The 1,388-nt window shown below is 59.9% G+C and carries 1 protein-coding gene; it reads left to right on the top strand.

All coding sequences use genetic code 11. The features are described 5' to 3' along the window. Positions 1–1,388 (top strand): acetate--CoA ligase (gene acs, locus QOL67_RS21995; protein WP_283428138.1); only part of this gene is annotated, 1,388 nt, incomplete at both ends.

The following is a 1,388-nucleotide window of genomic DNA, read 5'->3' as shown; positions in this document are numbered from 1 at the left end:
GTGATCACTGCGGACTCTGCCCCACGTGGCGGCCGCAAAACTGCACTCAAGTCCAACACTGATGCCGCGCTTTTGCACACCAAAGACACCGTGAAATGTCTGGTGGTGAAGCGCACCGGCGATCAGACCACCTGGATTGATGGCCGCGATTACGACTACAACGAGATGGTCATGGAGGTGGGTGATTATTGCAAACCTGCGGAAATGAACGCCGAAGATCCGCTGTTTGTGCTCTACACGTCTGGCAGCACCGGTCAGCCCAAAGGCGTGGTGCACACCACCGGCGGCTATCTGGTGTATGCGTCGATGACGCATCAATACACCTTTGACTACAAAGACGGCGACATCTTCTGGTGCACCGCCGATGTGGGCTGGGTCACCGGCCACAGCTACATCGTTTACGGCCCACTGGCCAATGGCGCGACCACGCTGATGTTTGAAGGCGTGCCAACCTATCCGGATGCGTCGCGTTTCTGGCAGGTCTGTGAAAAGCACCGCGTGAACCAGTTCTACACTGCGCCAACGGCCCTGCGCGCCCTGATGGGCCAAGGCAACGAGTATGTTGAGAAATGTGACCTCAGCAGCCTGCGTATCCTGGGCACTGTTGGCGAGCCAATCAATCCGGAAGCCTGGACCTGGTACAACGATGTGATTGGCGGCGGCCGCTGCCCGATTGTCGACACCTGGTGGCAGACCGAGACCGGCGGCCACATGATGACCCCGCTGCCCGGCGCCCATGCCACCAAACCGGGCGCTGCGATGAAACCGTTCTTTGGCGTCAATCCAGTGGTGCTGGACCCGCAGTCCGGCGAAGAGATCAGTGGCAATGATGTGGAAGGTGTCTTGTGTATCGCCGACAGCTGGCCCGGTCAGATGCGCACGGTGTATGGCGATCACGAGCGCTTTGAGAAGACCTATTTCTCCGACTACAAAAACTACTACTTCGCCGGTGACGGCTGCAAACGCGACGCGGATGGCGACTACTGGATCACCGGCCGTGTCGACGATGTGATCAACGTGTCTGGCCACCGTATGGGCACGGCTGAGGTCGAAAGCGCACTGGTGGCCCACGCCGCTGTGGCGGAGGCCGCTGTGGTGGGGTACCCGCATGACATCAAGGGGCAAGGCATCTACTGCTACGTGACGTTGATGAACGATCGCGAGCCCAGCGAAGAACTGCGCAAAGAGCTGCGCACTTGGGTGCGCACCGAGATCGGTCCGATTGCGTCGCCCGACCTGATCCAATGGGCCCCCGGCCTGCCCAAAACCCGCTCCGGCAAAATCATGCGCCGCATCCTGCGCAAGATTGCTGAGAACGACTATGGCGCCCTGGGTGATACCAGCACACTGGCCGATCCCGGCGTGGTCGATGATCTCATCGAAAATCG

The organism is Shimia sagamensis (assembly GCF_900182745.1).
Taxonomy (GTDB): domain Bacteria; phylum Pseudomonadota; class Alphaproteobacteria; order Rhodobacterales; family Rhodobacteraceae; genus Shimia; species Shimia sagamensis.
The sequence above is the reverse complement of the archived record's forward strand: the minus strand, read 5'-3'. Positions and strand labels throughout refer to the sequence as shown.